Below are 24,973 nucleotides of genomic sequence, written 5' to 3' on the forward strand. Positions count from 1 at the left end.
CTGAACTAGCGGCCGAGGCCAGCGCGGTCAACGCGGCGGTGGAATCGCATTCCGGCGAGACCGCCGAGAACTGCGCCACCGAGGGCAACCACGAGCGCAAGAATCGCCGTGATGACTCCGCCGGATGTCAGCTCATCCGCACTCATCGGAATCCGCGGGAAGGTGTTGAGGTTGGCCAGGATGTTGAACTGGCTGCCAGCGATCGCTCCGAAGATCGCGACAACGATAGCGATCACGACAGACCAGATCCAGACCGCGATGCCCTGCTTCGCTCCGCTGAACCGTGCCATGCGCCCGGCGACATATCCACCGCAGTAGTAGGCGACAAACAACACCGCGAGCACGACGATCGCGTACACGAGGACTCCACCGAGCTGCGCACTCAGCGTGCTCTCCGCAGCATCCTCAACCCCACCGGATACGGCGACAACTATCGCCGCGACTAGGGCTGTGAGGATCACAGTGAGTCCGACCGCGGTCAGCCAGCCGAAGAACGCCGACCCGAATTTCATTCCGCCGAAGCGTTCCTTCTCCCGTGCGACCACGTTTTCGCGGTGCGACTGCTGTGATTCAGCGGGTACAGCGCCGTGCGTCTGTGGCCCGGCGTCCCGATCGTACGCGGCTGTGCGCGCGTCCCGTTCCCTGTCTTCTGGAGTGCTCATGGTCTGTGTCCTCTCTCCATTGCTGACTCAAGTCAAGGCCGCGGCCCGAATTTGATGCAAGGGGTTGCGAATTGGGCCACTCGTGTTCGAGAGTGCCGAGAGACCGTAGATTAGACGGGTGACCCGCAGACAGAGCCCGCTGGTGCCCCTCATAGTCGGGCTTGTCGCGCTCATCGGTTTCGGGTGGGTCTGGATCGCCACCGAAACCTCCGACGCTCCGGCCTCAACGGTCAGCTGGTTCATCTCCGAATCCGCGCTCGCGCTCGCCATTCTCGTCCCCGCGGTGTGTCTCTACTTCGTCGTTCGGGCGATGCATGCCCGCCGCGTCGAAGCCCGCCAGGTGACCGGCCCGGCGAGCAACGGCATCCAGCAGGGGAGTGAGTTGTTGTGGTCCCTGTCGAACGGACTGCTTCCGCAGGCGACAACGTCACCCGATATTCAAACGGATGCCACTGAGCTGGTTTTCCTCTCCGAAACCGCGGTCGTCGCCAGGCACCGGCAGCCCACACCAACGACCCGCACGCTCACCGCATCAGCGCGAGCGTTGGCATCCTCATCCGAAGCTGGTCCGGACACTCAGCGCTCGCCGCGCACCGACGGAGCCTGGTCGTCGATTGACGATGTCAGTCTCGCTGTAACAGATCGTCGCATCCTGCTCCGGGGGAGCGGCGGACTGATCGACGTGCCATACGCGGACATCACTGCCGTTCATCTTGTTCCCGGTGCCGTCGTGCTCCGGGTCAACGATCAGGCACCGCTCCTTGTGGCCTGCGCACACGCCGAGTCTGTCGCGGTGCTTGCCGTCTGGGGAAGCGCGGGGGAGTCGGCGCTCAAGCGGCACCCCGACTTCGCTGCGTTCCGGTCCTGACCGCTCGTGGATCACGCACCGAAGGGTGAGGGCATGCGTTGGGGCCGGATCTATTTCGCCGTGCAGGCGGCGGCAGGGGCGATCTGGTGGTTCGCCGTTTTCACCTCACCTTTCGTGCGCGAAGCGACCCTGGGCGGTCTTGATCCCGTTCTGGTGGCGTGCTTCGACATTCCGCTTTTCGTGGTGGCCTCGGCGATCGCGGCGTGCGGTGTTCGAAGTGCGGCTGCCGTGACGGCGGGCTGGACGGGCTGTGTCGCGATGGCGCTCGCCGTATATGCCACGGTCACGACAGAGGCCGGCTGGGGCGTAATCATCATGATCGCGGCCACCGTGTGCTCCGCGCTTGCGCTGTGTCTTCTCGTGCTGGGGCGGGTGCCGACGTCCGAGCTCATCCGTGGCCCGTTCGCGTTTCGTCCGGCGGCCGTTGCTCCAGCGGCCGCTACTCACGTGGCGAGAACCTTCCGGCAGATCGCGGTCTTCTGGGGACTCTTCCTCGTCGTAATTCCCCTGGTCGTTGCTGCGCTCGAGCGACGGTGGGAACTGGCCCTCCCGCCGTCGGTGCTCGCCGCAACGCTGGGGGGAGTGGTGCTCATCGCCGCAAGCGCCCTCGGTATCTGGGCCGCCGTCACCATGTCGACGCTTGGAAACGGAACGCCGCTGCCGTCAGCCATGCCCCACAGGCTGGTTGTTGCCGGTCCCTACCTGTGGGTGCGCAATCCGATGGCGGTCTCCGGCATCGTGCAGGGCATCGGTGTCGGACTCCTGCTCTCTTCGTGGCTCGTCGTCATCTATGCGATTGCTGGCTCACTGCTGTGGAACTTCGCCATCAGACCGCACGAGGAAAGCGATCTGGAGCAGCGCTTCGGTGAGGAGTTTCGCCGATACACCAGCTCCGTTCGCTGCTGGATTCCCCGGGTGCCACGGGCAGGTATGGTCCACCCGAGGGCGGATTTTCCGGCGACTGAAGCGGCACAGTCTTATGCAAGTGAATAAATCGGGGGAAATGTTGTTGGGATAAGTAGTCGGTCGTTTGGGCCGACCTTCCACGTGCCTCCACAAGGGGCTGAAGGAGAAAACATGACTGAGAAATTTGCAGGCAAGACCGCGCTCGTTACGGGCGGCGGATCAGGTATCGGCAAGGCAGTCGCCACGGCCCTCGCGGCCGAGGGTGCGAGCGTCGTCATCAACGACCTCAAGATCGAGGTTGCCCAGTCGGTCGCCGACGAGATCACCTCGGCGGGTGGAACAGCCGTCGCTATCGCCGGTGACGTGTCCAACCCCGACGACGTCCAGGCTGCGGTGCAGAAGGCAGTCGACACATACGGTGGACTCCACCTCGCGTTCAACAACGCCGGAATCGGCGGCCCACAGGGCCCAGTCGCCGACATCGACATCGCCGGATACCGCGCACTGATGGGCGTCAACCTCGACTCCGTCTTCTACGGACTGCACTTCCAGGTGCCCGCGATCCTCGCGGCTGGCGGCGGAGCGATCGTCAACACCTCATCCATCCTCGGAGTTGTCGGCGACGCAAACGCGCTGCCCTACGTTGCGGCCAAGCACGGCGTCGCCGGCATGACCAAGGCTGCGGCGATCAGCTACGCCGACAAGGGAATCCGGATCAACTCGGTGCACCCGGGCTACATCGACACCCCGCTGCTTCAGGGGCTGCCGGAAGAGGCATACAACGGTCTCGTCGCGAAGCACCCGATCGGTCGCCTCGGTGCATCCGAAGAGGTCGCCAAGGTGGTGCTGTTCCTGCTCTCGGACGACGCCTCGTTCGTGACCGGGTCGCAGTACCTGGTTGACGGCGGCTACACCGCCCAGTAATCGCGCAGGGCGGGCGCGTGATTGGATGGAACCATGACGAACGCGCCCGCCCGAACCGATTCCGTCGCCGAGTACATCGAGGACTTCGCCCGTTTTATAGCGGCCAGCCCGTCGTCGTACCACGCGGCAGCCGAGGTGGCTCGACGGCTCGATGACGCGGGTTTTTCGCGACTGAAGGAATCGGCAGAATGGCCGACAGAGGCTGGGAAGCGCTATGTCGTTCGGGATGGCGCGGTAATCGCGTGGAACCAGCCGATGGCATCCGCGTCAATAACGCCTTTTCGAATTCTGGGAGCGCACACCGACTCGCCGGGTTTCAAGCTCAAGCCGAAGCCGACGATCGGGTCGCACGGCTGGCTGCAGGCCGGTGTCGAGATTTACGGTGGGCCGCTCCTCAACTCCTGGCTCGACCGGGAGCTTGAGCTCGCCGGTCGCCTCGTCACCCGCGACGGACGTGAGTACCTCGTGCGCACCGGGCCGTTCCTGCGGATTCCGCAGCTGGCCATTCACCTCGACCGCGACGCCAATGCCGGACTCACGCTCGACAGGCAGCGCCACACCACCCCGGTCTTCGGGGTTGGTGACGCCAGCCAGGCTGACTTGATCGGGCACCTGGCTCACATCGCCGGGATCGACGGCTGGGCTGTTGCCGGCTACGACATCCTCACCGCAGATACCCAGGAGCCGCGCCGGTTCGGCCTCGCTGACTCGCTGTTCGCTGCGGGACGGATGGACAACCTGTCTTCGGTATACGCCGGTCTCGTCGCGCTGCTCGGTGCGCCAGAGGACGCCGACCACATCAACGTGCTCGCCGCGTTCGATCACGAAGAGCTCGGGTCGAACTCCCGCTCGGGTGCCTCCGGACCGATGCTCGACGACGTGCTCTCACGGATCGGGGCGGGCCTCGGCGCGAGCGTGTCAGACAAGCTGCGTGCGTATGCCGACTCGTGGTGTCTCTCGGCAGATGCCGGCCACTCGGTGCACCCGAACTACGCCGAGAAGCACGACCCGGTGAACCAGCCGGTGATGGGCTCAGGCCCGTTGCTGAAGATCAACGCCAACCAGCGCTACTCGACCGACGCTGCAGGAGCAGCACTGTGGGCACGTGCCTGCGCCGCTGCCGACGTGTCGTACAGCGAGTTCGTGTCGAACAACACCGTGCCGTGTGGCTCGACGATCGGCCCGCTCACGGCGACGCGACTCGGCATTCGGGTGCTCGACGTCGGAGTGCCGCTGTTGTCGATGCACTCCGCGCGCGAACTGGCTCACGTGAACGACCTCGTCGGATTGTCCAGGGCCATCGGCTCGTTCTTCGCCGGCGCCTGAGAGTCGCTGCTCCGCTGAAGAGACATACTTCGTCGTTCACCGCGCGCCGCTTTGGGACGATTTGTGACAGCTCAGGCCCCTGAGCGCCCGGTCGCGTTCATCGGGAACCCAGAGGCAGGGTAGCGGGCCTCGGTGCTGGCGTCGAGGCCCCGGGCGAAACGGGGCGCGCCCGGCGCCGGTGCCTAGGCTGATGTCATGAGCACGCAGGGATCCACGACGGGCAGCTACGTCGAGCCGGGCGAGGAATACACCCGCGACACGAACTACATCGAAGACCGCATCACGCGCGACGGTCGCGACGGCTGGCCAGTCGAGGCAGGCAGGTACCGACTGGTTGCCGCCCGCGCCTGCCCGTGGGCGAACCGCACGGCCATCGTTCGACGGCTGCTCGGTCTCGAGGACGCGATTTCGCTCGGCCTGCCCGGCCCCACCCATGACGCCCGCAGCTGGACCTTTGACCTCGACCCAGACGGACTCGACCCCGTGCTCGGCATTCACCACCTGCAGGACGCCTACTTCCGGCGATTCGCCGACTACCCGCGCGGTATCACGGTGCCAGCGATCGTCGAGATCGCGTCGGGCAAGGTCGTCACGAACGACTTTCCGCAGATCACGCTCGATTTTGAAACCGAGTGGACCGAGCACCACCGTGACGGCGCACCCGACCTGTACCCCGAGCACCTCCGCGCTGAGATCGACGAGGTCAACGACCTCGTCTTCCGCGACGTCAACAACGGCGTCTATCGCGCCGGATTCGCCGGGTCGCAGGAGGCATACGAGAAGGCGTATTCGCGTCTCTTCGACCGGCTCGACTGGCTCGAGAAACGGCTCGCCGGGCAGCGTTACCTCGTCGGCGACACCATCACCGAAGCCGACATTCGCCTCTTCACCACCCTCGCCAGGTTCGACGCGGTCTACCACGGCCACTTCAAGTGCAACCGCAACAAGCTCACCGAGATGCCGGTGCTGTGGGCATACGCCCGCGACCTGTTCCAGACGCCCGGCTTCGGTGACACCACAGACTTCGAGCAGATCAAGCAGCACTATTACGTCGTTCACTCCGACATCAACCCGACCGGAATTGTGCCTGCGGGGCCGGATGCCTCTGGCTGGCTCACAGCGCACGGTCGCGAATTACTCGGTGGACGGCCGTTCGGCGACGGAACTCCGCCTGGACCGCCGCTGCCCGCCGAGCGGGCAACTGAGGGGCACGGTCTTGAGGCGACGCTTGCACATATAAGTCGCGCCTGATACTTTGTCCGCATGGACATCAACACTTCGGAACTCACAGAGGCGACCGGCGCCCAGATCGACGCCGTCACGCGAACCCTGAGCCGCCGCGAGATCGACGGCGAAAACGGTCGCGTCCTCACCCTGTCGCAGACCTATCCCACCAGCCAGGCCGACCTGTGGAATGCGATCACTACCGGCGATCGCATCTCGCGCTGGCTCATGCCGATCAGCGGTGACCTCAAGCTCGGCGGGCACTACCAGCTGGAGGGCAACGCTGGCGGCGAGATCCTCGAGTGCGCCGAGCCACACACCCTCGCAGTCACGTGGGAATACGGCGGCGACGTCAGCTGGGTCACCGCCCGCCTCACCGGCGACGAAAACTCGGCGACCCTCGAGGTCGAGCACGCGGCGCTCGTCGACGACGCCGACTGGAAGCAGTTCGGCCCGGGCGCCGTCGGTATCGGCTGGGACTCGATGCTCCTCGGTCTTGCCCTCCACACTTCGAGCGGCGCAAGCCTCGCTCCCGAAGAAGCCATGGCTTGGATGGAATCAGCCGATGGCATCCGTTTCATGACTCGATCGAACGATGCGTGGCGGAACGCCAGCATCGCGGCAGGGGAGAAGAAGGCCGACGCAGACGCTGCCGCAGCTCGCTGCCTCGCGGCCTACACCGGCGTCGGACCCGACCCCGCCGAGGGTGTTGCCGGGTAGTGCACGCGTTCGACATCCTGGGCGACCCGGTGCGGCGCAGGCTGCTCGAGCTGCTTGCGGATGGTGAGCGGCCGGCTGGCGAGCTCGTCGACATCATCCGTGGTGAGTTCGGCATCAGCCAGCCGGCTGTGTCGCAACACCTCAAAGTGCTGCGCGAGCAGGGGTTCACGACGGTCCGTGCTGATGGCCGGCGGCGCATCTACGCGGTCGACGCCGATCCGCTTCACGCGGTCGACGACTGGCTCGAGCACTTCCGCGGCTTCTGGACCCAGCGGCTCGATGCCCTCGGAACCGAGATCGTGCGCGGTTCACGTCATTAAACGATAAACGGATGCTGTCCCGCAGCGTGCGGGACAGCATCCGTTCATCGAGTGGTGACGTGGGTCGACACGTCGGCTCTCGGGTTAACCGAAGAGGTCGGCGATCCAGCTTTCCTTCTTCGACTTGCGGTAGCCGTCGCGGTCGTCGTAGCGGCGGTCGTTGTTGCGCTCACCGTACTGCGGGGCGTACGAACGGGGGTTCGTCGGGTACTGCTGCTGGGGCATCGCAGGCGCGGCTGGAGCTGGAGTGCTCTTCGCGATCTCGTTCTCGGCGCGTTCGATGATCTTGTCGAGTTCACCGCGGTCGAGCCACACACCCCGGCACTCGGGGCAGTAGTCAATCTCGACGCCGCTGCGCTCGCTCATGACGAGGGTGGCTGAATCTGTCGGGCACTTCATGATGTCCTCCAAGGCGAAAAGTGTTCGGTTCATCCTAGGGAGCCGGTTTCTGCTGATCCTGAGAGTTGCGCGTGCAGAGCGTGGGGGTGACCGGTCTTTCAGGATTGGGCGGGCCGGTCCCCGTAGGCTCGAAAGCATGATTCGCCGATTCGCTCCGCTTCTTGCCGTTCCGCTTCTCGTTGTGCTCGCCGGGTGCAGCTCGGTCGGTGACGCCGCGAGGGACATTGCCGGTGAGGCCGCTTCGCAGGCCGGATCGGCTGCCGTTGCTGAACTTCAGGAGCAGATCTGCACGACGATCGAGGACGGCCAGCTCAGCGAGCAGGACAAGGATGTGCTTGCCGGGCTGCTCACGGCGGCCGAGGCGGCCGGCGTTCCGGCCGAGTTCCTGAACCCGATCGACAGCATCGCCGGCGGAGATGGCCAAGTGTCACGCGAAACCATCGACGCTCTGCTTGACGCCTGCGGCAACACCGCGACTCCAGCGCCGAGCAACGGCTAAGCGCTACACGGTCGCGAGTGCGCCCTCGATGACCGAGACGATCTCGGGAGCGTCAGGAACCGTCGTCGGACGGAAGCGGTGCACAGTGTCGTCGGGAGTGATGACGAACTTTTCGAAGTTCCACTTCACCTTGCCCGCCTTGCCGCTGCCATCCGGAGTCTGAGTCAACTCGGCGTAGAGCGGGTGGGCGTTCTTGCCGTTTACCTTGGTTTTCTCGAACAGCGGGAAGGTCACGCCGTGGTTGATTCGGCAGGTCTCTTCGAGCGCCTCGCCCTCGCCGGGCTCCTGGAAGAACTGGTTGCTCGGGAAGCCGAGAACTATAAAGCCGCGGTCGCGGTACTTCTGGTACATCGCCTCGAGGGTGTCGTACTGCGGCGCGAGCCCGCACTTGGAGGCGACGTTGACGATCAGGACCACCTTGTCCGAATGCTCAGCCAGGGTCGTTGTCGAGCCGGAGATTGTGGTGAGGGGAATGTCGCGGATGCTCATGATTCTGAGGTTACGACCGGATGCTGGAGGTTGCCTGCGCAGTTTGCAGCGACTGCATACTCGGAACGATCGATGACATCGCGGGGTGCTCGGTGACACACCACAGGCCCGCACGGACCAAGCGGGCAGTCGGTGGCGGTCCGACGCCGCGCGTAAACCTAGGATGAAGAGCATGCCTGCCACCGTCATCCTCGTGCACGGCCTGCGCACGTCAGCGACCCTGTGGCGTCACCAGGTTGAAGAGTTGAGCACACTCGGCATCCCCACCGACGCAATCGACCTGCCCGGGCACGGGAAACGAATCGGCGAACGGTTCACCCTGGAGCTCGCTCTCGAGAGTATCGATGACGCTGTGACCGCCGCCGAGGCATCCGGAACCAAACCGTACCTCGTCGGATTCTCGCTCGGCGGTTACCTGGCCATCGAGTGGGTGGCACGAAACCCCGGCCGGGTTGCAGGCCTGCTCGCTGCGGCCTGCGCCACAGTGCCGCACCCGGTGATCATGCACGGTTGGCGAGCAATCTCGAAGGTGATCCACACATTTCCTGACCGCGGTCGAGCACTCAACGACTTCACCGTGCGTCTGTTCGTGCCGAACCCCGGTGCAACAGACGTGATTGCCGGGGGAGTGGCCCTGGAGGTGATGGACGACGTGCTGCTCACGTTGTTGACGCTGCGCCCCCTCGAGCGATTGCCCGAAATAGACGTGCCCGTGTTGTTCATCAACGGACAATTCGATCACGTGCGGGCCCATGCCGGTCGGTACCTCGCGGCGACGCGTGACGCGCGACTGGTTACGGTGCCAGGTGCCAGTCACATGGTTAGCGTTGTGCGGCCCACCGAGTTCACCGAGGCCCTGCTCGACGGTTACCGGCACGCCACATTGGGTTAAGTGCGGGTTGGCTATCGCGCCGACCAGCCGCCGTTCATTGTGTAGCTCGCGCCGGTGACCATCGCGGCGTACCCTCACGCCGTCGCCGTCGCCGCGCGTGCCCCGGCCCTCGATGGCATCGACATTCTGGTGAATAACGCCGGCATCCAAGAGGTAAGCCCGATCGAGGAGTTTGACCCAACGTGTTTGTGCACGTCGAGGCGACGCGTGCTGGCGCGGGTGTCGGGTTGTTGCCGTGCTTCATGGCTGACCAGCACGATGATCTGGTGCGACTGCTGCCCGGAGACTTCCGCGAGGAGCAGCCGTACTTTATGGTGCTGAGGCCTGACTCGCTGCGTCAGCCCGCAGTCGCCGTGGTTGCGGATGCGCTCCGGGTGCGTGCGGCTGCGTTCAAACCGCAACTGATGGGCGAGATCTGACGCTTCGGCTCTACGCCGTGGCGAACGCGTGTGCCGACCCGGCGATCCCACGGCTTCGGGTGTTCATACCGGCCTGGACAAAGGTGGCCCCAATGTTGCCCAGGAGGAGCAGGAGCGCAAACTTGCCTCCGGTGCCGCCTCCCGAGACCTTAGAGATGCCGGCCGAGAGCGTCCACAGCCACCAGATCGATACGAACGGAACGATAAAGAGCCAGGTGGTCGGGACGGAGGTGCCCTGGCCGTTCACTTCGCCCCTGGTTTTGGCGAGCCAGACGATCCAGTAGATGCCGAACGTAATGAGTGGGAGAAAAAATACGGCTGCCGCGCTGCGCTGCTTCAAGAGGATCCGATCGATGGGGTTTCTCGAACCGTAGTGGAGGGTGAGCTGTGGGGGTAGCCCTCACTCGGGGCTCCGCAATCGGTGTGGACACGCTGGTGTAGCTGCCGCCCGGGGCCGTGACAATAGTGGGCGGCATACGACGGTTGCCTGCTGATGAAATCGGGATTACCAGTCTTTGCGGGGCACACCCTTGGCGGTAAGCCACCGCTGCCGGCGGCCAGCAATGATGAAGGCCCAGACGCCTGCCGTGGCCGCTCCCAAAAAAATCAGACCGGCATAAATGCTGCCGGGCATGGTAAAGCCAGACAGCGTGGCCGGGTAGATCGGAACGCAGGCAATAACGAACAGGACAACGCCCAGAATGCGGATGCCGATGGGATTCTGCAGCGGTGCTTTTGCGTGGAACGTGTAGTCGGACGGGACTCCACCCGGCCCGTATTCCTCCCGGTACTGGTTTACGTTGAACGGATTTGGATCGTAGTTCGGTCCGTGTTGCGGCTGGCTGTTGTCTGGGCTTTCACTCACTTAGGCCTCATTCAACTGCTGCCGCAGGGCTACGGCGAGTAACTGAGATCTGCCAGAGAATTCCTTGGCCAGTGCGCTGAGTTCTTGAACATCGGCGCCAAGCGATTCAGACATGGCAGCTCCGGAGGGTGGCGAACAAAAGCAGGTGCACGTTCACCTTGAGCTTAGCGGCGACCCACATTTTGCCCCATGGGGCGGACTCCCCATGGGGGCTATTCCGACTGGAACTCGGTGTCGCCCTTGGCCCACATGGAAATTCCGTTCCCGGTATCGCAGTAAATTGCGGATGCGAGCGAGGTCTCGCCTTGCTACGGTGACTGCATTACCGGGAGGAAACGGCATGTCATTTCAGGCGTACCTTGACACGATCGAAGACAAGACGGGACTCACCCCACGTCAGCTGCTCGATATTGCTCACAGCAAGGGGTTCGAGGGGGAGTCGGTGAAGGCCGGCGAGGTGCTCGAGTGGCTCAAGGTCGACTACGGCCTCGGTCGCGGGCACGGTATGGCGCTCGTGCACGTCATCAAAAAGGGCCCGCAGATCGATGCGAAATTCGTGGGAACCACAGGCACCCATCGCGATGACTCAGACGTCCTGTGGCTGGACGGAAAGGCGAGCAAACCGGCCTAACGCGCGGCAAACCTCGCCCCGTAGGGTTACCTTGCTAGCTGGCGGTAGCCCGTTTTCCGCGGGTCGTCAACACATCGCCGTGGGAGTTCCTCGGCTGTAGCGTGGCCGGGCGAGACCTGTTCGACGACGGAAGGGGCGCTGATGCGGCGCACGACACTCACCATCGAAGGGCACTCCTACGTGCTCGCCCAGGGAACGGAAACTGCCACACTGAAAGCCTCCGCGGAGGAGGCGGTGGTCGCTGGCGGCAAGTTTGTGGACCTCACAGTTGTTGGAAACATTGCTGTAAGCGTTCTGGTGAGTCCCGGTGTCGCCATTGTCATCACCACGCAGGAGGTCCCCGATGACCCGCGTGACACGGGTCACCTTTCAGAGCCGTACAGCGACGACAATGCATGGGACATCGCTGACCTGTTCTGACCCGACCGCGCTGGGTCAGAACTTTGTGTCGGACGCGCAGAGCAGCCGCGGAGCGGGGTTAGAGCCCATCGAAGAGATCGGCAAAAGCGCCGACGGCTTCGAATACCGCGCCGCCAGCGTCGACGGCATCGCCGAGGGCGAAGGCCAATTCAGCGAGGTTGCCGACGACGCTCGCGAGGAGGAGAAGATCAGCGGCAACGTCGAGTGCGGCACCGACGCCCTGGAGATCGGTCGCACCGACCGCGTTATAACTGACCCGGAGCTCGGCAAGCCATTCCTCGCTGTGCCCAAAGAGGATGGCATACGGTAGCAACCGTTCATTCAGGATGAGCCTGTCGAGTTCGAAGGACGGGCCTGATTGTCCGGTGACGCCAACGCCGACGGCGAGGCCAGCCGCAGTGACCCCGGACGCGGTGCGCAATGCTCCTGACGGGCTCTGCAGGAATCGAAGCCGATCGGCTTCGGCAAGGGAGATGTACCCGTTGAGCCCGGCCAACTGTTCCCGGAGAAGAGCCGATGGCTCCCCGTACCTACGCCACTTACCCGGCGCCACGATCATGGAGGCCAGAGCGATCCCGGCTGTCAGCAGAGAGATATACATCGCGGCGATCTCGCCGTTGCCGCCAGCGCCGAGCGCGACGAAGAGAGCGAAAAGAAGGAAGATTCCCGCGCACACGCGGAGGAGAATCAGGCGCCACTTTACGAGGGGGCCGATGAGCCCATAGCTCCTGAGGTAGGACTCGGCAGCGGCCAATACCTTCGCAAGTTGAGCGGACTGCGCCCGTCGGTCTTTACTGAAGCGCCGGACCCGACTTGAGCTGTGTCCCGGGCCAAACAAGGCATCGAGAAGACCGAGCTCCTGGATGGTGAACACAGCGTGGGGTTGCACCTCGACAGCAACCGGCGCTTTTTTGTCGGGTTCGGCGAGAAGGCGGATCTTGCGGTCGACGGCCATCCCGATGAGAGCCGCGGCGATCCCGCGCTTCTCGTTGCCGCTCAGCAGAGCGGCGTCGAGAACGGGCACACCCTTCGGGGGAACGTACTCGACGACGCGCGGTTTGGGCAAAGCTCGCCCGGTCGCCCGAGCAGTGATGGCTATCGCAAGCAACGCCAGTGTTGGCAAGGTCAGGAAAACGAGCACCAGGACGAGCATCATGTCACGAGTCTGGCAGAGTCCGCGTGCCGAGAGAGCTAGTCGCCGCCTCCGCCTCCACCTCCACCGCCGTCTCCACCTCCACCGCTGTCTCCGCCGCCGTCGCCAGAGCTCCCGCCGGAATCTCCGAAGTCCATTCCACCTGAGTTCCCGAAGTCGGATCCACCCTCGTCTGACGAGTCGAAGCTTCCTGAAATGCCTGTGGAAGCGACGCCTTCGAATGCCTCGGAGAACCCAAGGGTCACTGGCACGCTCGTGAGGGTGCCGCCATCGGTGTTCTCCCGCTGCAGTTCAAGCAGTTGTGCCCACGGTTTGCCGTAACCAAACAGCACGGCCCAACCGAGAAGACGTTCCGTGAGAACGAGCACATCTCCGCGGGTCATCGCGGTGTCCGGGCCTTGCAGCACCCGGATCCGATCCGACTCAGCCAGCCGAATATACTCGCGCAGTCCATGAAGGTAGTCGCGCAGTTCGACACCTCGTGGAGTGAGCGCGTGATATCGCCCGAACGCGAAACCGATCGTGATCAGCCCGAAGGCTAACGCGAGCAGCCCGATCGGGACGACTCCGGCACCCCACACCATCGCCGGTGCAACGATGAGCAGCTGCGGGAACGGCAGTATTGCGCGCAATCCATTTCTCGGTGGGCGCATCAGGTTGGCCTGAACAACTGCGGCGGCCGCGCGTCCCTGGGCGATCATCAGGCGTCGGGCGAGCCGGGCGTTTGTCTTGTTAACGCGCACGACGTCGCCAGGTTTCCCGGTTCGGCCGAAGATCGCATGGACAACACGTTCCTCGATGGGCCCGTTTACCAGACGCGGGTCGTCCAGTCGTAAGAGGTAGATTTTGCCGACCTGTTCGGGCTCAAGCGCCGACAGCACGCCGCGCACGGCAAGGTCAACGATTTGAGCGCTGACGCTACGTTTCTGTCCGTGAAGAACGATTGCAGCCTCGAGAACTGAAATACCAGCGGGCGGTACATACTGAGCGATCACGGCGCGGGTCGATTTCGGGGAGCGCGGCGATCGAAAAAAATGAATTCCTGACACCGCGCAAATAATGCCGCTGATCACCGTGAAGAGAATCGCCAACTGGATGTCGCTCACTCATACCCCCGTCAGAACCGGCGGACGTCGCACGGTGTCGTGGGTTCAGTGTGGCAGCAATCGACCGGATGCCACGCGGCGCGTCCAGGTCCACAACGGCAGCGGACTAACTCTTTTGTGCCGCCGCACCGTGCGTTGCAAACCGCTGTTGCAGCAGCACGGCCACCACGATGATCAGGCCTTTGGCGATCGCCTGCACGGAGGTGTCGAGGTTGTTCTGCGTGAACACGTTGGTCAGGGTCGAGAAGATCAGCACACCGAGCACGGTGCCGACGATCGTTCCCCGGCCACCGATAAGGAGCGTGCCACCGACGACGACCGCAGCGATGGCATCCAACTCCACGAGCGTTCCGTGGGTGGATGTTCCTGCCGTCGTGCGACCGAGCATCATGATGCCGGCGATGCCTGCGGTGAAGCCGGACAGCACGTAGACCATGAGCAGGTGACGCCTCACCTTGATGCCAGCGAGGCGGGATGCTTCGGCATTCCCGCCGATCGCGACGGTGCGGCGGCCGAACGTGGTGCGGTTGAGGAGGATCCATCCGGCGATCGCCACGATCGCGAAGATCCAGATCAGCACTGGCACACCGAGCAGGTTTGCGCGCGTGAACTCGAGGAAACCCGTGTTGGTGACGATCTGCGTACGCCGCCCGGAGATGAGCTCGGCGAGGCCCCGCGCGCCGACGAGCATCGCCAGTGTCGCCATGAAGGCCACGACATTGCCGTACGCGATGATGATGCCGTTAACCAGCCCTGCGGCGGCGCCCACGGCAAGCGGGACCAGGATCATCAGCAACCACGAGCTCTGCGTCGCAGCGAGTTGCACTGCCGTGAGGCTCGCGACGACCGTTGAGAGGCCCATCACTGAACCGACGGAGAGATCGATGCCTCCTGCGGTGATGACGAACGTCATGCCGATTGAGATCACGCCAATGATTGACGCGTAACGGATGATCGTGAGGAAATTATTGACGTCAGCGAAACGATCGCCTGCGGTCACTGTTCCGATGATCAACAGCACGACAAGCGCGATGACGAGGCCGAGGTTTCGACCGACGGACCCGCCAAGGACACGCTTCAGCGCACTGGGGCGTTCCGCCTGCTGTGATGCACCCGGGACGGGCGCAGCCTCCGCGTGGACCGGGGTCTTCTGCTCGCTCACGCGGCACTTCCTTTCATTACGAGGTCAAGCACACCGGATTCATCGATGTCACCGGCGTTCGTCTCGGCCAGCACGTTCCCGTCGCTGATCACGAGCACCCGGTCGGAAAGGCCGAGGACCTCTTCAATTTCGCTCGAGACGACGACAATGGCTGTGCCTTCGGCCGCCAACCGGCGGATGAGGGCGTAGATCTCTGCACGCGCCCCCACGTCGACGCCACGCGTCGGTTCGTCGAGCAGCAGCACACGGGTGCCGTGCACGAGCCAGCGAGCAAGGAGAATCTTTTGCTGGTTGCCACCGGAGAGGGTGCGCGCGGGGCGTTCAGGATCGGCTGGCCGCAGTTCGAGGGCGTTGATCTGTTCGCGAGCCGCGACCTTCTCCGCACCTTCGTTAAGGAAGCCTGCGCGTGAGAACCGGCTGAAGGTCGACAGCGTGACGTTCTTGAAGATCGGTTCGTCGAGGATCAGACCTTGGCTCTTGCGTTCCTCGGGTGAGAAACCCATCCCGGCGCCGACCGCTGAACTGACAGAGCCGGCGTGCAGGGGCTTGCCTTGAACAGAGACGGTGCCGGATGTCGCTTTGCGCGCCCCGTAGATCGTCTCCAGAATTTCCGAGCGGCCGGAACCGACGAGCCCGGCGAGCCCAACGATCTCTCCCGCACGAACGGTGAAGTGCACATCGGAGAAGTGGCCGCGGAGGTTGAGGTGATCCACCTCGAGAAGGATAGGAGCGCTGGCGGGCACCGGGACGGCATCCGGAAACACGTTGGCGACGTCACGCCCGGTCATCAGCCTGATCAGCTCAGGAGTCGGTGTCTCAGATACGGCCAGGCCGCTCGCGGTGCTCCTCCCGTCCTTAATCACTGAGATGCGGTCGCCGATCTGCCGAATCTCCTCGAGCCGATGAGAGATGTAGACGACCGCGATTCCGGAGCTCGTCAGTTCGCGGATGACGCGGAACAGATTGGCCACCTCTCCGGAGTCCAGTACGGCACTCGGCTCGTCCATGATGATGAGCCTGGTGTCGCGGGAGAGGGCACGGGCCATGCTGACGATCTGTTTGTTCGCTGCCGACAGTTGGCCGACCTCGGTCGACGCGGGTATGTCGCCGTGGCCGAGCCGGCTGAGCAGCTCCCTGGTGATGCGGTTCGCCTGCGAGACCTTCAGCAACCCGCCGGTGGAATGTTCATGGCCGAGGAAGATGTTCTCGGCGATGGTGAGGCCGTCGACGACATCGAGCTCCTGGTACATGGTCGCGATTCCGAGGTCGAGCGCAGCGACCGGGTGGGCGATGGTTACCGCTTCGCCGCGCCAGAGGATCTCTCCCGAGTCTGGTTGGTGCACTCCGGCGAGCGTCTTGATCAGCGTCGACTTGCCCGCGCCGTTCTGCCCGAGAACACAGTGGACCTCTCCCGCACGAACGGTGAGGTTCACGCCCTTGAGCGCCTGCACCCCAGCGAAGGTTTTGGTGATTCCGCGGACTTCGAGCAGGGGTGCTGCATGGTCGTCATCGATCATGAGCGCAATCTAGCACACATATGACGATGGACGATAATAAGTCGCCGATTTCGTGACCACTTCTGCTATGGTGACAAAAGTCAGCGTCGACACAGGCATTTCGGTTCAGCAGCCCCCTGGCCAAGCCCTCCTCATCGTTGGCAACCTTGCGAATCACCCAAACGGAGGAATCACATGCTTTCACTACACAAACGGGGAAGGACGCTCGTCGCCGCGGGCGCTACCCTGGCCGCCGCTCTCGTTCTCACCGGCTGTACGGCCGGTGACACTGGCACGGACACCGGTGCCGAAACCGGCGGATCGACAGTTGAAGACAACGAGGCAAAGGGTGACACTGTCGTCATCGGTTTCTCGGGTCCGGCTGCCGACCACGGCTGGCTCGGCGCGATCAACGCATCGGCCATCGCCGAAGCGGAGAAGTACCCCGACATTGACCTCCGGGTCGCCGAGGGAACCAACGACGCAAACCTGCAGATCAGTCAGGTTGAAACGTTCATCAACGACAAAGTCGATGCCATCGTCCTGCTGCCTACCGATGGAGCTGCGCTGACCGAGGTCGCCATTCAGGCGATGGAGGCAGGCATCCCGGTGATCAACGTCGACCGTGAGTTCTCGAGCACATTCGCCTCCCGTGTCACGATCCTCGGCGACAACTACGGCATGGGCGTCTCGGCAGGAACCTACATTTGTGAAGAAGTCGGTGACAACCCGGATGCCATCGTGGCGGAGATCGCCGGAATCGACTCGCTTCCGTTGACCCAGGACCGCACGCAGGGTTTCAATGACGCACTCGAAGACTGCGGACTTGAAGTCTCCAACCGCGTCGCTGCTGACTTCACCGTGCAGGGTGGCGAAGCGGCCACCTCGCAGCTGCTCGCGGCGGCACCTCAGATTGACGCCCTGTGGAACCACGACGACGACCAGGGCATCGGCGTCCTCGCAGCCATCGACGCCGCAGGCCGCGATGAGTTCATCATGGTCGGCGGCGCCGGATCAAAGAACGCCATGGAACTGATCAAGAGTGGTGACAGCGTGCTGAAGGCGACGGTCATCTACCCGTCGACGCAGGCCGCTGACGGCATCCGCCTCGCCCGACTCGTGGCACAGGAAAAGGCAATGAGTGACCTGGTCGAGATCGAGGTCCCGAACCGCATCGTCCTCAACGCTCCCGTCGTAACGAGCGAGAACGTCGATAAGTATCTGCCGACGGCTTTCGAGTCATAGGCAAACCGGGCGGGGGTGCCTCGGGGCGCCCCCGTCTTCTCATTGCACCGCTGCATCCGCGGCGAACCGCCAGAAAGAGGAACCGTGCCAAAAAAACCACCGCTTCGGATCGCCATGATCGGATACGGCTTCATGGGGGCCGCGCATTCGCAGGGTTGGCGGGTCGCTCCACGGTTCTTCGATCTGCCCGTCGCTCCCGAGATGACGCTGCTCGTCGGTCGTAATGCCGAAGCGGCAACGGCCGCCGCCGACAAGTTCGGCTGGGCCGAGACGGCGACCGACTGGCGGGATGCCGTCGCGCGCGATGACATCGATGTGATCGACATCGTGACCCCGGGCGACTCGCATGTCGACATCGCGATCGCCGCACTCGAGGCAGGCAAGCACGTTCTGTGCGAGAAACCCCTGGCGAACACGGTCGAGGAGGCGCGCGCGATGGCGAATGCCGCCGAGAAGGCTGCGGCGAACGGCGTCTACGCCATGGTGGGATTCACCTATCGACGGGTGCCAGCCGCGACGTTCGCTCGCGACCTCGTGGCATCCGGTGCCGTTGGAGAGGTCCGGCAGGTGCGCGCCATGTACCTGCAGGACTGGCTCGTTGACCCTGAAGTTCCTCTGGCGTGGCGGCTGCAGAAGCACCTGGCCGGATCGGGTGCGCTCGGCGACATTGGCGCGCACGCCATCGACCTGGCCCAGTTCATCACCGGCCAGCGGTTGACGAGCGTAAGCGGCATGCTCGAGACGTTCGTGAAGCAGCGCCCGAAGCTCGCTGAGGTGTCGGGGCTGGCCGGAACGGCGTCGGACGAGATGGGCGACGTCACCGTCGACGACCTCGCCCTGTTCACCGGTCGGTTCGACGGGGGAGCGGTCGGATCGTTCGAAGCGACACGCATGTCGACCGGGCGGAAGAACGCGCTGCGCATCGAGGTCTCCGGATCGAAGGGTGCGATCTCGTTCGACCTCGAGGACCTCAACTCACTCGGCTTCTACGACGCAACGGCCCCAGCGGACCGGCAGGGATTCACCAGGATCCTCGTCACCGAGCCGCAGCACCCGTACCTCGAAGCCTGGTGGCCCACCGGTCACATGCTCGGCTACGAGCACGGCTTCACCCACCAGGCCCGCGACTTCGTGATCGGCGTCGCCGGGAGCAGCCAGCCAACACCGTCGTTCGCCGACGGGCTGCAGGTGCAGCAGGTGCTCGACGCCGTCGAGCGCAGTGCGGAGTCCGGAAGCGCGTGGACCGCGACGTCCGGGCCGAACTGAGCTCGTGGCATCCGTTCTCTCGATCGACATCGACCAAGGAGTAGTTTCATGACCCGTCCTGTCACATTGTTCACCGGTCAGTGGGCCGACCTGCCGTTCGAGGAGGTCGTGCGTCTTGCCTCGGGGTGGGGCTATGACGGTCTCGAGATTGCCTGTTGGGGTGACCACCTCGACCCGTGGCGCTGGGATGACGAGGAGTATGTGGCCGGCAAGCTCGCGCTGCTTGAGAAGCACAACCTCAAGGTGTGGGCCGTCTCGAACCACCTGAAGGGGCAGGTGGTGTGTGACGACCCGATCGACCAGCGGCACCGCGACATTGTGTCTGACCGGGTCTGGGGTGATGGCGACCCCGAGGGTGTGCGGCAGCGTGCGGCCGAGGAGTTGAAGAACACCGCGCGGCTCGCCGCTGCGCTTGGCGTGAGAACGGTGACCGGGTTCACGGGGTCGTCGATCTGGAAGTATGTGGCGATGTTCCCGCCGGCGACCGAGGCGATGGTTGAGGCCGGTTATCAGGACTTTGCCGACCGGTGGAACCCGATTCTCGACGTGTTTGACGAGGTTGGGGTGCGGTTCGCGCTCGAGGTGCACCCGTCGGAGATCGCGTACGACTACTGGACGACGAAGCGCACGCTTGAGGCGATCGGGCACCGCGAGGCGTTTGGCCTCAACTGGGACCCGTCGCACATGGTCTGGCAGGACATCGACCCGGTCGGTTTCCTCTGGGATTTCCAGGACCGGATTTATAACGTGCACTGCAAAGACACGAAGAAGCGTCTCGGCAACGGCCGCAACGGGCGGCTCTCGTCGCACCTGCCGTGGGCGGATCCGCGCCGCGGCTGGGACTTCATCTCGGTTGGTCACGGTGATGTGCCATGGGAGAACGCGTTCCGGATGATGAATGCGATCGGTTACGACGGGCCGCTGTCTGTCGAGTGGGAGGACGCCGGTATGGATCGCCTCGTTGGTGCGCCCGAGGCGCTCGAGTTCGTGCGGAAGTTCGCCTTTCCGGCGCCGGCGGCCGCGTTCGACGCGGCGTTCAGTACGAAAAACTGACTCGATCGGTCACGAACGGTCGTTTCTGCAATCGATCGGTCCGAGAAGGTCGTTCGTTTTGCGTGGAACGACCCTTTGGGCCGACTCGATTTCGTGAGTGACCCTTTGGGCCGACTCGATTTCGTGAGTGACCCTTTGGGCCGACTCGATTTCGCGTGGTGGTCGGTGGACCGAGTTGGCCGGCGCGTTCGGGCGGCCCGAGTGGTGTGAATGCCACACGCCGTCGTAGCGCCAGCTGAGTTGCCGAACTTCGTCGTTCGTGGGCGCACCCAACGGCAAAGTGGGTCTGTTCAGCGGGTGCAACCGATTCTCGATGGCTCGAGGCGCGTGCGGTCGGCGAAACCCGCGAGCGGATGCCACGGGGTGGCGTGCGAAACGCAGCGTGGGTTTACCTCGCGGTGGCGTCCGCGAGGTCGACCACCATGGCCTCGACGCTCTCAGGGGAGAGCACGTGGTGGATCGCCAGCAGGCTCGCGCCCAGGACGGCCGCGTTCGCGCCAACGCTCGACTGGGTGATCTGCAGGTGCTGGGTCGCGAGCGGCATCGAGCGGGCATAAACTACCTCGCGCACGCCGGCGATGAGGTGCTCGCCCGCTTGCGCCATGGCGCCGCCGACCACGATGACCGAGGGGTTGATCAGGCTGATGCAGGCCGTGAGCACCTCGCCGAGGTCGCGCCCCGCCTGGCGTACGGCCTGGATGGCGTCGAGGTTGCCCGAACGCACGAGGTCGATGACGTCCTGACTCGAGGGTGTCGCGACGCCGAGCGAGTGCGCGAGGGCCGGACCCGACGCCAGTGCTTCCAAGCAGCCGGTGTTGCCGCAGTGGCAGAGCGTACCGCTGTCTCGTGACACCCGAACATGGCCGAGGTCGCCGGCCACTCCCTGGGCGCCGCGTTGCAGCATCCCCCCGGAAATCACACCGGCACCGATGCCCGTCGCGACCTTCACAAAGATGAGGTGATCAACCTGTGGCCAGGCCACCTCGCGCTCGCCGAGCGCCATGATGTTGACGTCGTTATCGACGAGCACTGGCACGTGAAAGTGCGTGCCGAGCCAGGCGGGTACATCGAAGTTGTCCCAGCCGGGCATAATCGGCGGGTTGATCGGGCGGCCGCTGGAGTGCTCGACCGGTCCGGGCAGGCCAACGCCGATCGCGAGCAGGTCGCTGGGCGATCGACCAGCCGTGGTGAGGAGGCTGTCGCCTGCGTCAATCACCCAATTGAGCACGGCCTCCGGCCCTCGGGTGACCTCAATCGCGGCTGTGTCTTCGCTGAGCGGGTGGCCGGTGAGGTCGCTCACGGCGATCCGCACGTGCGTGGCCCCGATGTCGACGGCGAGCACGACCCTGTTGCCGGCGCGCAGCGCGAACTGCGACGACGGGCGGCCACCAGTGGATGGGGCTGTCTCGGCCGGCCCGATCAGGCCGAGTTGGGTGAGCGAGTCGATGCGCAGCGCAACAGTGGAGCGTGCCAACCCGGTGAGCGTGGCGAGCTCGGTGCGAGTGCGCGGTCGACCGTCTCGCAGAATTTGGAAGATATCGCTCGTCGCACTCGATCCGAGCGCTCCTCCGGGACTTATGTCGACCATCAGGCAATTCAACCACAGCCAACGAGCATATGTTGCGAGGCTTCGTCATATCTGCGGGAGGCGAGCCGGGTTAGCCGGGTTACCCTCGAAGGGTGTCCGACGCAGTTCTCGCCCCACCCGTGTTGCTGACGCGCGCCGACTGGCAGGCGCGCGAGGTGACGCACGCCGAGCGGGCCGACGCGATCACCGCCGACTGGCGGGCGCGGGTGCGAAGCGGCCAGAAGCATCCGATCGAAGACTTCCTCTTCACCTACTACCCGGTCAAGCCCACCCACCTGCGCCGCTGGCACCCGGGCGCCGGCGTCGCACTCGAGGACGCTGGCGATTTCGAGCGCACCGCCTGGCGCTGGTATCGAACGGATGCCATCGGCTCGGTTTCCGTCGACGCCGCGGCTTTTCTTGCGGCTAAGAAAGCATCCGTCGATTTCATCGAGAAGCTGCTGACCCGGACGGCAGCCAGGGTCGGGCAGTTCGGGTGTTTCGGCCTGCACGAGTGGGCGATGGTTTACCGGAGGGGTGACCACCGGCACGACGTGCCGCTGCGGCTCGGGCAGAGCGGCACCGATGAGGTTGTCGAATCGCACCGCATCGGCTGCTCGCACTTCGACGCGTTCCGCTTCTTCACGCCGGAGGCAGTACCGCTGAACCGGTTGAGTCCGACGAGGGACAATCAGCCAGAGCTCGAGCAGCCCGGCTGCCTGCACGCCGGGATGGACGTGTACAAGTGGGCGATCAAGCTCGGCCCGCTCGTGCCCGGTGAGCTCCTGCTCGACGCGTTCGACCTGGCGCGGGACATCCGCTGGCTCGACATGCGTGCATCGCCGTATGACGTGTTGGAGTGGGCGGGGGAGCCCGTCGCGATCGAGACACCGGAAGGGAAAGCCGAGTACGTGCGCCAGCAGCGAGCGTTCGCCGACCGGTCGAACGCGCTGCGCTCCCGTGTCGTCGACGCGATTCGCGACGCACGCACCGTCGCCCTCACTGGATGAGGGTGCGTCGCGTGCCGCCGGTCGCCATGTCCCGTTCATCGGTCCGTTGCGTCGCCTTTCCCGCGTTTGCACGGACCTAAGGGACGATGAAATCAGGGCTCCTAGTTCATCGGTCCGTTGCGTCCCGTTATCTTCGTTTCGACGGACCTAAGGGACCGACGAAACGAGGACGCCTAGTTCATCGGTCCGTTGCGTCCACTTTTGTCCGGTGTGCCGGACTTAAGGGACCGACGAAATCACGGCTCCTGGCACCTACCCGCACCTGCAGACGCGCGGCACCCCGACAGTTGCCGGCCTGAGGTTTGCGGTGTGAGCGTCAGCTGCGGTTGCCCGTCAGAGCCAGCGTGCCGCCGAGCCCGATCATCAGCACCCCACCCGTGCCGGCCAGCGTGGAGACGCGCCGGGGCGACCGGGCAAACCACTGGCGCGCCGTGCCCGCAGCCAGGGCCCATGCGCTGTCGCTCACGAGCGCGATGCATTGGAACACCAGCCCGAGCAGAAGGAGCTGCGCCCACACCGACCCGGCGGCCGGGTCCACGAACTGGGGCAGCACCGCGACGAAGAAGGCGATGGTCTTGGGGTTGGTCAGCCCCACGAAAAAGCCCTGCCTGAGCAGCGTCCCGGTTGGAATGCGCACGGGGGCGAGGTCCTGCAGGTGCCCTCTGCGATGGCGGATCGCCTGAATCCCGAGCCACACCAGGTAGAGCGCCCCAGCGAACTTGATCGCGGTGAACGCGATGACAGACGACGCCACGATCGCCCCGACGCCGAACGCGACAGCGATCACGGCCGGGATGGTTCCAAGAGTGTTACCCACCACGCTGAGCACCCCGGCGCGGCGGCCAAGGGCAATCGACCGTCCGATCACGAACAGAACGCTCGGCCCTGGAACAAGAATGATGACGATCGATGCCAGCGCGAACGCCAGCAGGGTCGAGGGAGTGATCATGAGCGAAATGTACTCCGTGGGTCGGGCGGCGGCGAGGGGGTTTCAAGGCGCGCACACGGAATAGAGACGCGCCTCGATGGCCCTGCCGACAGCATCCGCCCGGGACTAAACTGCGGTTCCACATCGCAGTGCAAAGGGGCATCTCATGATTCCGGACATCAACTACTGGGCGGTTCTCCTCGCCACTCTGTCGAGCATGGTCGTCGGCTCGATCTGGTACACCCCGAAGGTCTTCGGAAACTACTGGATGAAGGCCGCGAACGTCACTCCGTCCGGCAACTCGAGAGACGCCGTCCGGCCGATTCTGTTGACACTGGTGGTGAGTTTCGTGACGGCGTGGGTGCTCGCGGGCACCACCTACCTGTCGTGGAACTTCTACAGCGGCAGCTTCTTCGTCAACGCCCTACTCACCGGCATCATCCTCTGGGCAGGCTTCACGGCCGCACGATTCATCACACATGACGCGTTCGACGGTCGCGCGCCAGGACTGACCGTGCTCAATGTCGCCCATGAGTTCGTGACGATCGTAATCATGGCGCTGATTATCGGGGTGTGGCCACCGAACCTCGTCGGCTAGCGCGTCGCGGTGGTGCGCTCGGGCAGTGGCCGAGGAGCGCGGACCCGAATGATGATGGTCGCGAGAACGAGTGCGATCACAACGACGATCGAGGCGATGGCCGTCGGGGTCGACAGCAGGTCGCCGGTGAGCCGGCCGACGGCGACCCAGGCGATGCCCCAGCTCAGCGCTGCAGACGGTGCGAGGCGGCCGCGGCTGTACAGCGCGAGGGCGATGCCGATCACTCCTGCCACGAGGATGAGGAGAACACCCCAGACGTCGGGTGAGATGCCGAACCCGTCAAACCCTGACGCTGCGAGAACGGCTGCGGTGTTGGCCACCGTTGCGATGGTCACCCAGCCGAGGTAGAGGCCGACGGTTCCGTCTGTCACGATGCCGTCGATGAGGTTGCGGGGCCTGCTGGCCAGCGTGATGCGGAACGCGCCGATCAGCACAATGAGCAGGATCACAATCACCGGGACGCTGGCCCAGAGCAGATCGAACTGCACACTGAGAATCCAGGCGGCGTTGAGGATCAACGACAGGGCGATGGGATAGCCGAGCCGGCGGTGCCGAGCTGCCGTGGTCTGCGCGGGGAGCAGCTGCCAGATCGCGTACGCGATCAGACCGGCGTAGATCACGGACCAGATGCCGAACGCTGGCCCGTCAGGGGCGACAGGTGTTGCGTCTGCAGACAGCGCTCCGCCGGACGCCTCTGCGATGGGTGTTCCACCGGCGGCGCCCGACCCGATGAACGCCCCGATCAGGGCGATGATGGCGCTGATCAGCACGGCGATCTGGCGTAGTCGGTCGTTCTGCTTCATGAGCTTTCCTCCCCGAGAACGG

The 24,973-nt window shown here is 64.4% G+C and carries 28 protein-coding genes and 1 pseudogene; 17 read left to right on the forward strand and 12 right to left on the reverse strand.

Annotated features, from left to right (window positions below; genetic code table 11):
• Positions 1–5: 5 nt before the first annotated feature.
• Entirely contained in the window at positions 6–662 is a 657-nt protein-coding gene (locus D9V28_RS07885) for a hypothetical protein (RefSeq protein WP_121659185.1), read from the reverse strand.
• A gap of 118 nt (positions 663–780) precedes the next feature.
• Here D9V28_RS07885 and D9V28_RS07890 point away from each other — a divergent pair, with 118 nt between their 5' ends.
• The 7 genes from D9V28_RS07890 (at position 781) to D9V28_RS07920 (ending at position 6,950) form a co-directional block, all read left to right on the forward strand.
• Positions 781–1,530 (forward strand): hypothetical protein, encoded by a 750-nt coding sequence (locus D9V28_RS07890; RefSeq protein WP_121659186.1) that lies wholly within the window; start codon positions 781–783, stop codon positions 1,528–1,530.
• 33 nt (positions 1,531–1,563) lie between these two features.
• Positions 1,564–2,523: an isoprenylcysteine carboxylmethyltransferase family protein gene (locus D9V28_RS07895; RefSeq protein WP_121659187.1), complete on the forward strand. Its 960-nt coding sequence runs from the start codon at positions 1,564–1,566 to the stop codon at positions 2,521–2,523.
• Between the two features lie 84 nt (positions 2,524–2,607).
• Positions 2,608–3,360, forward strand: a complete 753-nt coding sequence (locus D9V28_RS07900) for an SDR family NAD(P)-dependent oxidoreductase (RefSeq protein WP_121659188.1) — start codon at positions 2,608–2,610, stop codon at positions 3,358–3,360.
• 33 nt (positions 3,361–3,393) lie between these two features.
• A complete protein-coding gene (locus tag D9V28_RS07905; protein ID WP_121659189.1) occupies positions 3,394–4,686 on the forward strand; it encodes a M18 family aminopeptidase in 1,293 nt (430 codons plus the stop codon).
• A 195-nt stretch (positions 4,687–4,881) separates the two neighbouring features.
• Positions 4,882–5,937 (forward strand): glutathione S-transferase family protein, encoded by a 1,056-nt coding sequence (locus tag D9V28_RS07910; protein ID WP_121659190.1) that lies wholly within the window; start codon positions 4,882–4,884, stop codon positions 5,935–5,937.
• Positions 5,938–5,949: 12 nt separating this feature from the next.
• Positions 5,950–6,630: an SRPBCC family protein gene (locus tag D9V28_RS07915; protein ID WP_121659191.1), complete on the forward strand. Its 681-nt coding sequence runs from the start codon at positions 5,950–5,952 to the stop codon at positions 6,628–6,630.
• Positions 6,630–6,950: an ArsR/SmtB family transcription factor gene (locus tag D9V28_RS07920; protein WP_121659192.1), complete on the forward strand. Its 321-nt coding sequence runs from the start codon at positions 6,630–6,632 to the stop codon at positions 6,948–6,950. The genes D9V28_RS07915 and D9V28_RS07920 overlap by 1 nt, the downstream gene beginning before the upstream one ends.
• Positions 6,951–7,034: 84 nt before the next feature.
• On the opposite strand, the gene D9V28_RS07925 is transcribed toward D9V28_RS07920, so the two are convergent.
• Positions 7,035–7,349 carry a TFIIB-type zinc ribbon-containing protein gene (locus D9V28_RS07925; protein ID WP_121659689.1) on the reverse strand — a complete coding sequence of 105 codons (315 nt, stop codon included), beginning with the start codon at positions 7,347–7,349 and terminating at the stop codon, positions 7,035–7,037.
• Positions 7,350–7,485: 136 nt separating this feature from the next.
• Between D9V28_RS07925 and D9V28_RS07930 the strand changes: the two genes are divergently transcribed.
• Positions 7,486–7,848, forward strand: coding sequence for a hypothetical protein (locus D9V28_RS07930; protein WP_121659193.1), 363 nt, complete (start codon positions 7,486–7,488; stop codon positions 7,846–7,848).
• A gap of 3 nt (positions 7,849–7,851) precedes the next feature.
• Here D9V28_RS07930 and D9V28_RS07935 read toward each other — a convergent pair whose 3' ends face one another.
• The gene (locus tag D9V28_RS07935) at positions 7,852–8,337 is read right to left on the reverse strand and encodes a glutathione peroxidase (RefSeq protein WP_121659194.1); all 486 of its coding nucleotides are present in this window, start codon (positions 8,335–8,337) and stop codon (positions 7,852–7,854) included.
• A 172-nt stretch (positions 8,338–8,509) separates the two neighbouring features.
• Between D9V28_RS07935 and D9V28_RS07940 the strand changes: the two genes are divergently transcribed.
• Both D9V28_RS07940 and D9V28_RS07950 read left to right on the forward strand, forming a co-directional pair.
• A complete protein-coding gene (locus D9V28_RS07940) occupies positions 8,510–9,229 on the forward strand; it encodes an alpha/beta fold hydrolase (protein WP_121659195.1) in 720 nt (239 codons plus the stop codon).
• Positions 9,230–9,408: 179 nt separating this feature from the next.
• Positions 9,409–9,648, forward strand: a pseudogene (locus tag D9V28_RS07950) (LysR substrate-binding domain-containing protein); the annotation flags it as partial.
• Between the two features lie 10 nt (positions 9,649–9,658).
• On the opposite strand, the gene D9V28_RS07955 reads toward D9V28_RS07950, so the two are convergent.
• The gene (locus D9V28_RS07955; RefSeq protein WP_183086467.1) at positions 9,659–9,988 is read right to left on the reverse strand and encodes a DUF4234 domain-containing protein; all 330 of its coding nucleotides are present in this window, start codon (positions 9,986–9,988) and stop codon (positions 9,659–9,661) included.
• A gap of 165 nt (positions 9,989–10,153) precedes the next feature.
• Entirely contained in the window at positions 10,154–10,513 is a 360-nt protein-coding gene (locus tag D9V28_RS07960) for a hypothetical protein (RefSeq protein ID WP_121659197.1), read from the reverse strand.
• A gap of 340 nt (positions 10,514–10,853) precedes the next feature.
• On the opposite strand from D9V28_RS07960, the gene D9V28_RS07965 reads away from it, so the two are divergent.
• The gene (locus D9V28_RS07965; protein WP_121659198.1) at positions 10,854–11,144 is read left to right on the forward strand and encodes a DUF4287 domain-containing protein; all 291 of its coding nucleotides are present in this window, start codon (positions 10,854–10,856) and stop codon (positions 11,142–11,144) included.
• Positions 11,145–11,285: 141 nt separating this feature from the next.
• The gene (locus tag D9V28_RS07970; protein WP_121659199.1) at positions 11,286–11,564 is read left to right on the forward strand and encodes a hypothetical protein; all 279 of its coding nucleotides are present in this window, start codon (positions 11,286–11,288) and stop codon (positions 11,562–11,564) included.
• A gap of 58 nt (positions 11,565–11,622) precedes the next feature.
• Here D9V28_RS07970 and D9V28_RS07975 read toward each other — a convergent pair whose 3' ends face one another.
• The 4 genes from D9V28_RS07975 to D9V28_RS07990 form a co-directional block, all read right to left on the reverse strand.
• The gene (locus D9V28_RS07975) at positions 11,623–12,720 is read right to left on the reverse strand and encodes a DUF2207 domain-containing protein (protein WP_121659200.1); all 1,098 of its coding nucleotides are present in this window, start codon (positions 12,718–12,720) and stop codon (positions 11,623–11,625) included.
• A 35-nt stretch (positions 12,721–12,755) separates the two neighbouring features.
• Positions 12,756–13,823, reverse strand: a complete 1,068-nt coding sequence (locus tag D9V28_RS16085) for a DUF2207 family protein (protein WP_183086468.1) — start codon at positions 13,821–13,823, stop codon at positions 12,756–12,758.
• 106 nt (positions 13,824–13,929) lie between these two features.
• Positions 13,930–14,985 carry an ABC transporter permease gene (locus D9V28_RS07985; protein WP_121659201.1) on the reverse strand — a complete coding sequence of 352 codons (1,056 nt, stop codon included), beginning with the start codon at positions 14,983–14,985 and terminating at the stop codon, positions 13,930–13,932.
• On the reverse strand, positions 14,982–16,502 hold the full coding sequence (locus D9V28_RS07990; protein ID WP_183086469.1) for a sugar ABC transporter ATP-binding protein: 1,521 nt from the start codon (positions 16,500–16,502) through the stop codon (positions 14,982–14,984). The genes D9V28_RS07985 and D9V28_RS07990 overlap by 4 nt, the downstream gene beginning before the upstream one ends.
• Positions 16,503–16,676: 174 nt before the next feature.
• On the opposite strand from D9V28_RS07990, the gene D9V28_RS07995 reads away from it, so the two are divergent.
• The 3 genes from D9V28_RS07995 to D9V28_RS08005 all read left to right on the forward strand — a co-directional run bounded on the left by D9V28_RS07995 (position 16,677) and on the right by D9V28_RS08005 (position 20,045).
• Positions 16,677–17,726, forward strand: a complete 1,050-nt coding sequence (locus D9V28_RS07995; RefSeq protein ID WP_121659202.1) for a substrate-binding domain-containing protein — start codon at positions 16,677–16,679, stop codon at positions 17,724–17,726.
• Positions 17,727–17,840: 114 nt separating this feature from the next.
• A complete protein-coding gene (locus D9V28_RS08000) occupies positions 17,841–18,992 on the forward strand; it encodes a Gfo/Idh/MocA family protein (protein ID WP_121659203.1) in 1,152 nt (383 codons plus the stop codon).
• 48 nt (positions 18,993–19,040) lie between these two features.
• Positions 19,041–20,045 carry a sugar phosphate isomerase/epimerase family protein gene (locus tag D9V28_RS08005; RefSeq protein WP_121659204.1) on the forward strand — a complete coding sequence of 335 codons (1,005 nt, stop codon included), beginning with the start codon at positions 19,041–19,043 and terminating at the stop codon, positions 20,043–20,045.
• Positions 20,046–20,433: 388 nt separating this feature from the next.
• On the opposite strand, the gene D9V28_RS08015 is transcribed toward D9V28_RS08005, so the two are convergent.
• Positions 20,434–21,633, reverse strand: a complete 1,200-nt coding sequence (locus D9V28_RS08015; RefSeq protein WP_121659206.1) for an ROK family transcriptional regulator — start codon at positions 21,631–21,633, stop codon at positions 20,434–20,436.
• A gap of 92 nt (positions 21,634–21,725) precedes the next feature.
• On the opposite strand from D9V28_RS08015, the gene D9V28_RS08020 reads away from it, so the two are divergent.
• A complete protein-coding gene (locus tag D9V28_RS08020; protein WP_371870001.1) occupies positions 21,726–22,622 on the forward strand; it encodes a 3-methyladenine DNA glycosylase in 897 nt (298 codons plus the stop codon).
• Positions 22,623–22,938: 316 nt separating this feature from the next.
• Here D9V28_RS08020 and D9V28_RS08025 read toward each other — a convergent pair whose 3' ends face one another.
• The gene (locus D9V28_RS08025) at positions 22,939–23,571 is read right to left on the reverse strand and encodes a LysE family translocator (RefSeq protein ID WP_121659207.1); all 633 of its coding nucleotides are present in this window, start codon (positions 23,569–23,571) and stop codon (positions 22,939–22,941) included.
• 145 nt (positions 23,572–23,716) lie between these two features.
• Between D9V28_RS08025 and D9V28_RS08030 the strand changes: the two genes are divergently transcribed.
• On the forward strand, positions 23,717–24,148 hold the full coding sequence (locus D9V28_RS08030; RefSeq protein WP_121659208.1) for a DUF1761 domain-containing protein: 432 nt from the start codon (positions 23,717–23,719) through the stop codon (positions 24,146–24,148).
• Here D9V28_RS08030 and D9V28_RS08035 read toward each other — a convergent pair.
• Complete coding sequence (locus D9V28_RS08035) at positions 24,145–24,951, reverse strand: tryptophan-rich sensory protein (protein WP_121659209.1); 807 nt, start codon at positions 24,949–24,951, stop codon at positions 24,145–24,147. The genes D9V28_RS08030 and D9V28_RS08035 overlap by 4 nt on opposite strands.
• Positions 24,952–24,973 lie beyond the last annotated feature (22 nt).

The sequence above is a fragment of the Mycetocola zhadangensis genome, assembly GCF_003668565.1.
Lineage (GTDB): Bacteria > Actinomycetota > Actinomycetes > Actinomycetales > Microbacteriaceae > Mycetocola_A > Mycetocola_A zhadangensis.

Bases quoted from the DNA above. Each gene is read 5' to 3' on its own strand.
- D9V28_RS07885 (WP_121659185.1), bottom strand. From the start codon at position 662: ATGAGCACTCCAGAAGACAGGGAACGGGACGCGCGCACAGCCGCGTAC.
- D9V28_RS07895 (WP_121659187.1), top strand. From the start codon at position 1,564: ATGCGTTGGGGCCGGATCTATTTCGCCGTGCAGGCGGCGGCAGGGGCG.
- D9V28_RS07900 (WP_121659188.1), top strand. From the start codon at position 2,608: ATGACTGAGAAATTTGCAGGCAAGACCGCGCTCGTTACGGGCGGCGGA.
- D9V28_RS07905 (WP_121659189.1), top strand. From the start codon at position 3,394: ATGACGAACGCGCCCGCCCGAACCGATTCCGTCGCCGAGTACATCGAG.
- D9V28_RS07910 (WP_121659190.1), top strand. From the start codon at position 4,882: ATGAGCACGCAGGGATCCACGACGGGCAGCTACGTCGAGCCGGGCGAG.
- D9V28_RS07915 (WP_121659191.1), top strand. From the start codon at position 5,950: ATGGACATCAACACTTCGGAACTCACAGAGGCGACCGGCGCCCAGATC.
- D9V28_RS07925 (WP_121659689.1), bottom strand. From the start codon at position 7,349: ATGAAGTGCCCGACAGATTCAGCCACCCTCGTCATGAGCGAGCGCAGC.
- D9V28_RS07930 (WP_121659193.1), top strand. From the start codon at position 7,486: ATGATTCGCCGATTCGCTCCGCTTCTTGCCGTTCCGCTTCTCGTTGTG.
- D9V28_RS07935 (WP_121659194.1), bottom strand. From the start codon at position 8,337: ATGAGCATCCGCGACATTCCCCTCACCACAATCTCCGGCTCGACAACG.
- D9V28_RS07940 (WP_121659195.1), top strand. From the start codon at position 8,510: ATGCCTGCCACCGTCATCCTCGTGCACGGCCTGCGCACGTCAGCGACC.
- D9V28_RS07965 (WP_121659198.1), top strand. From the start codon at position 10,854: ATGTCATTTCAGGCGTACCTTGACACGATCGAAGACAAGACGGGACTC.
- D9V28_RS07970 (WP_121659199.1), top strand. From the start codon at position 11,286: ATGCGGCGCACGACACTCACCATCGAAGGGCACTCCTACGTGCTCGCC.
- D9V28_RS07975 (WP_121659200.1), bottom strand. From the start codon at position 12,720: ATGATGCTCGTCCTGGTGCTCGTTTTCCTGACCTTGCCAACACTGGCG.
- D9V28_RS07990 (WP_183086469.1), bottom strand. From the start codon at position 16,502: ATGATCGATGACGACCATGCAGCACCCCTGCTCGAAGTCCGCGGAATC.
- D9V28_RS07995 (WP_121659202.1), top strand. From the start codon at position 16,677: ATGCTTTCACTACACAAACGGGGAAGGACGCTCGTCGCCGCGGGCGCT.
- D9V28_RS08000 (WP_121659203.1), top strand. From the start codon at position 17,841: ATGATCGGATACGGCTTCATGGGGGCCGCGCATTCGCAGGGTTGGCGG.
- D9V28_RS08005 (WP_121659204.1), top strand. From the start codon at position 19,041: ATGACCCGTCCTGTCACATTGTTCACCGGTCAGTGGGCCGACCTGCCG.
- D9V28_RS08015 (WP_121659206.1), bottom strand. From the start codon at position 21,633: ATGGTCGACATAAGTCCCGGAGGAGCGCTCGGATCGAGTGCGACGAGC.
- D9V28_RS08025 (WP_121659207.1), bottom strand. From the start codon at position 23,571: ATGATCACTCCCTCGACCCTGCTGGCGTTCGCGCTGGCATCGATCGTC.
- D9V28_RS08030 (WP_121659208.1), top strand. From the start codon at position 23,717: ATGATTCCGGACATCAACTACTGGGCGGTTCTCCTCGCCACTCTGTCG.
- D9V28_RS08035 (WP_121659209.1), bottom strand. From the start codon at position 24,951: ATGAAGCAGAACGACCGACTACGCCAGATCGCCGTGCTGATCAGCGCC.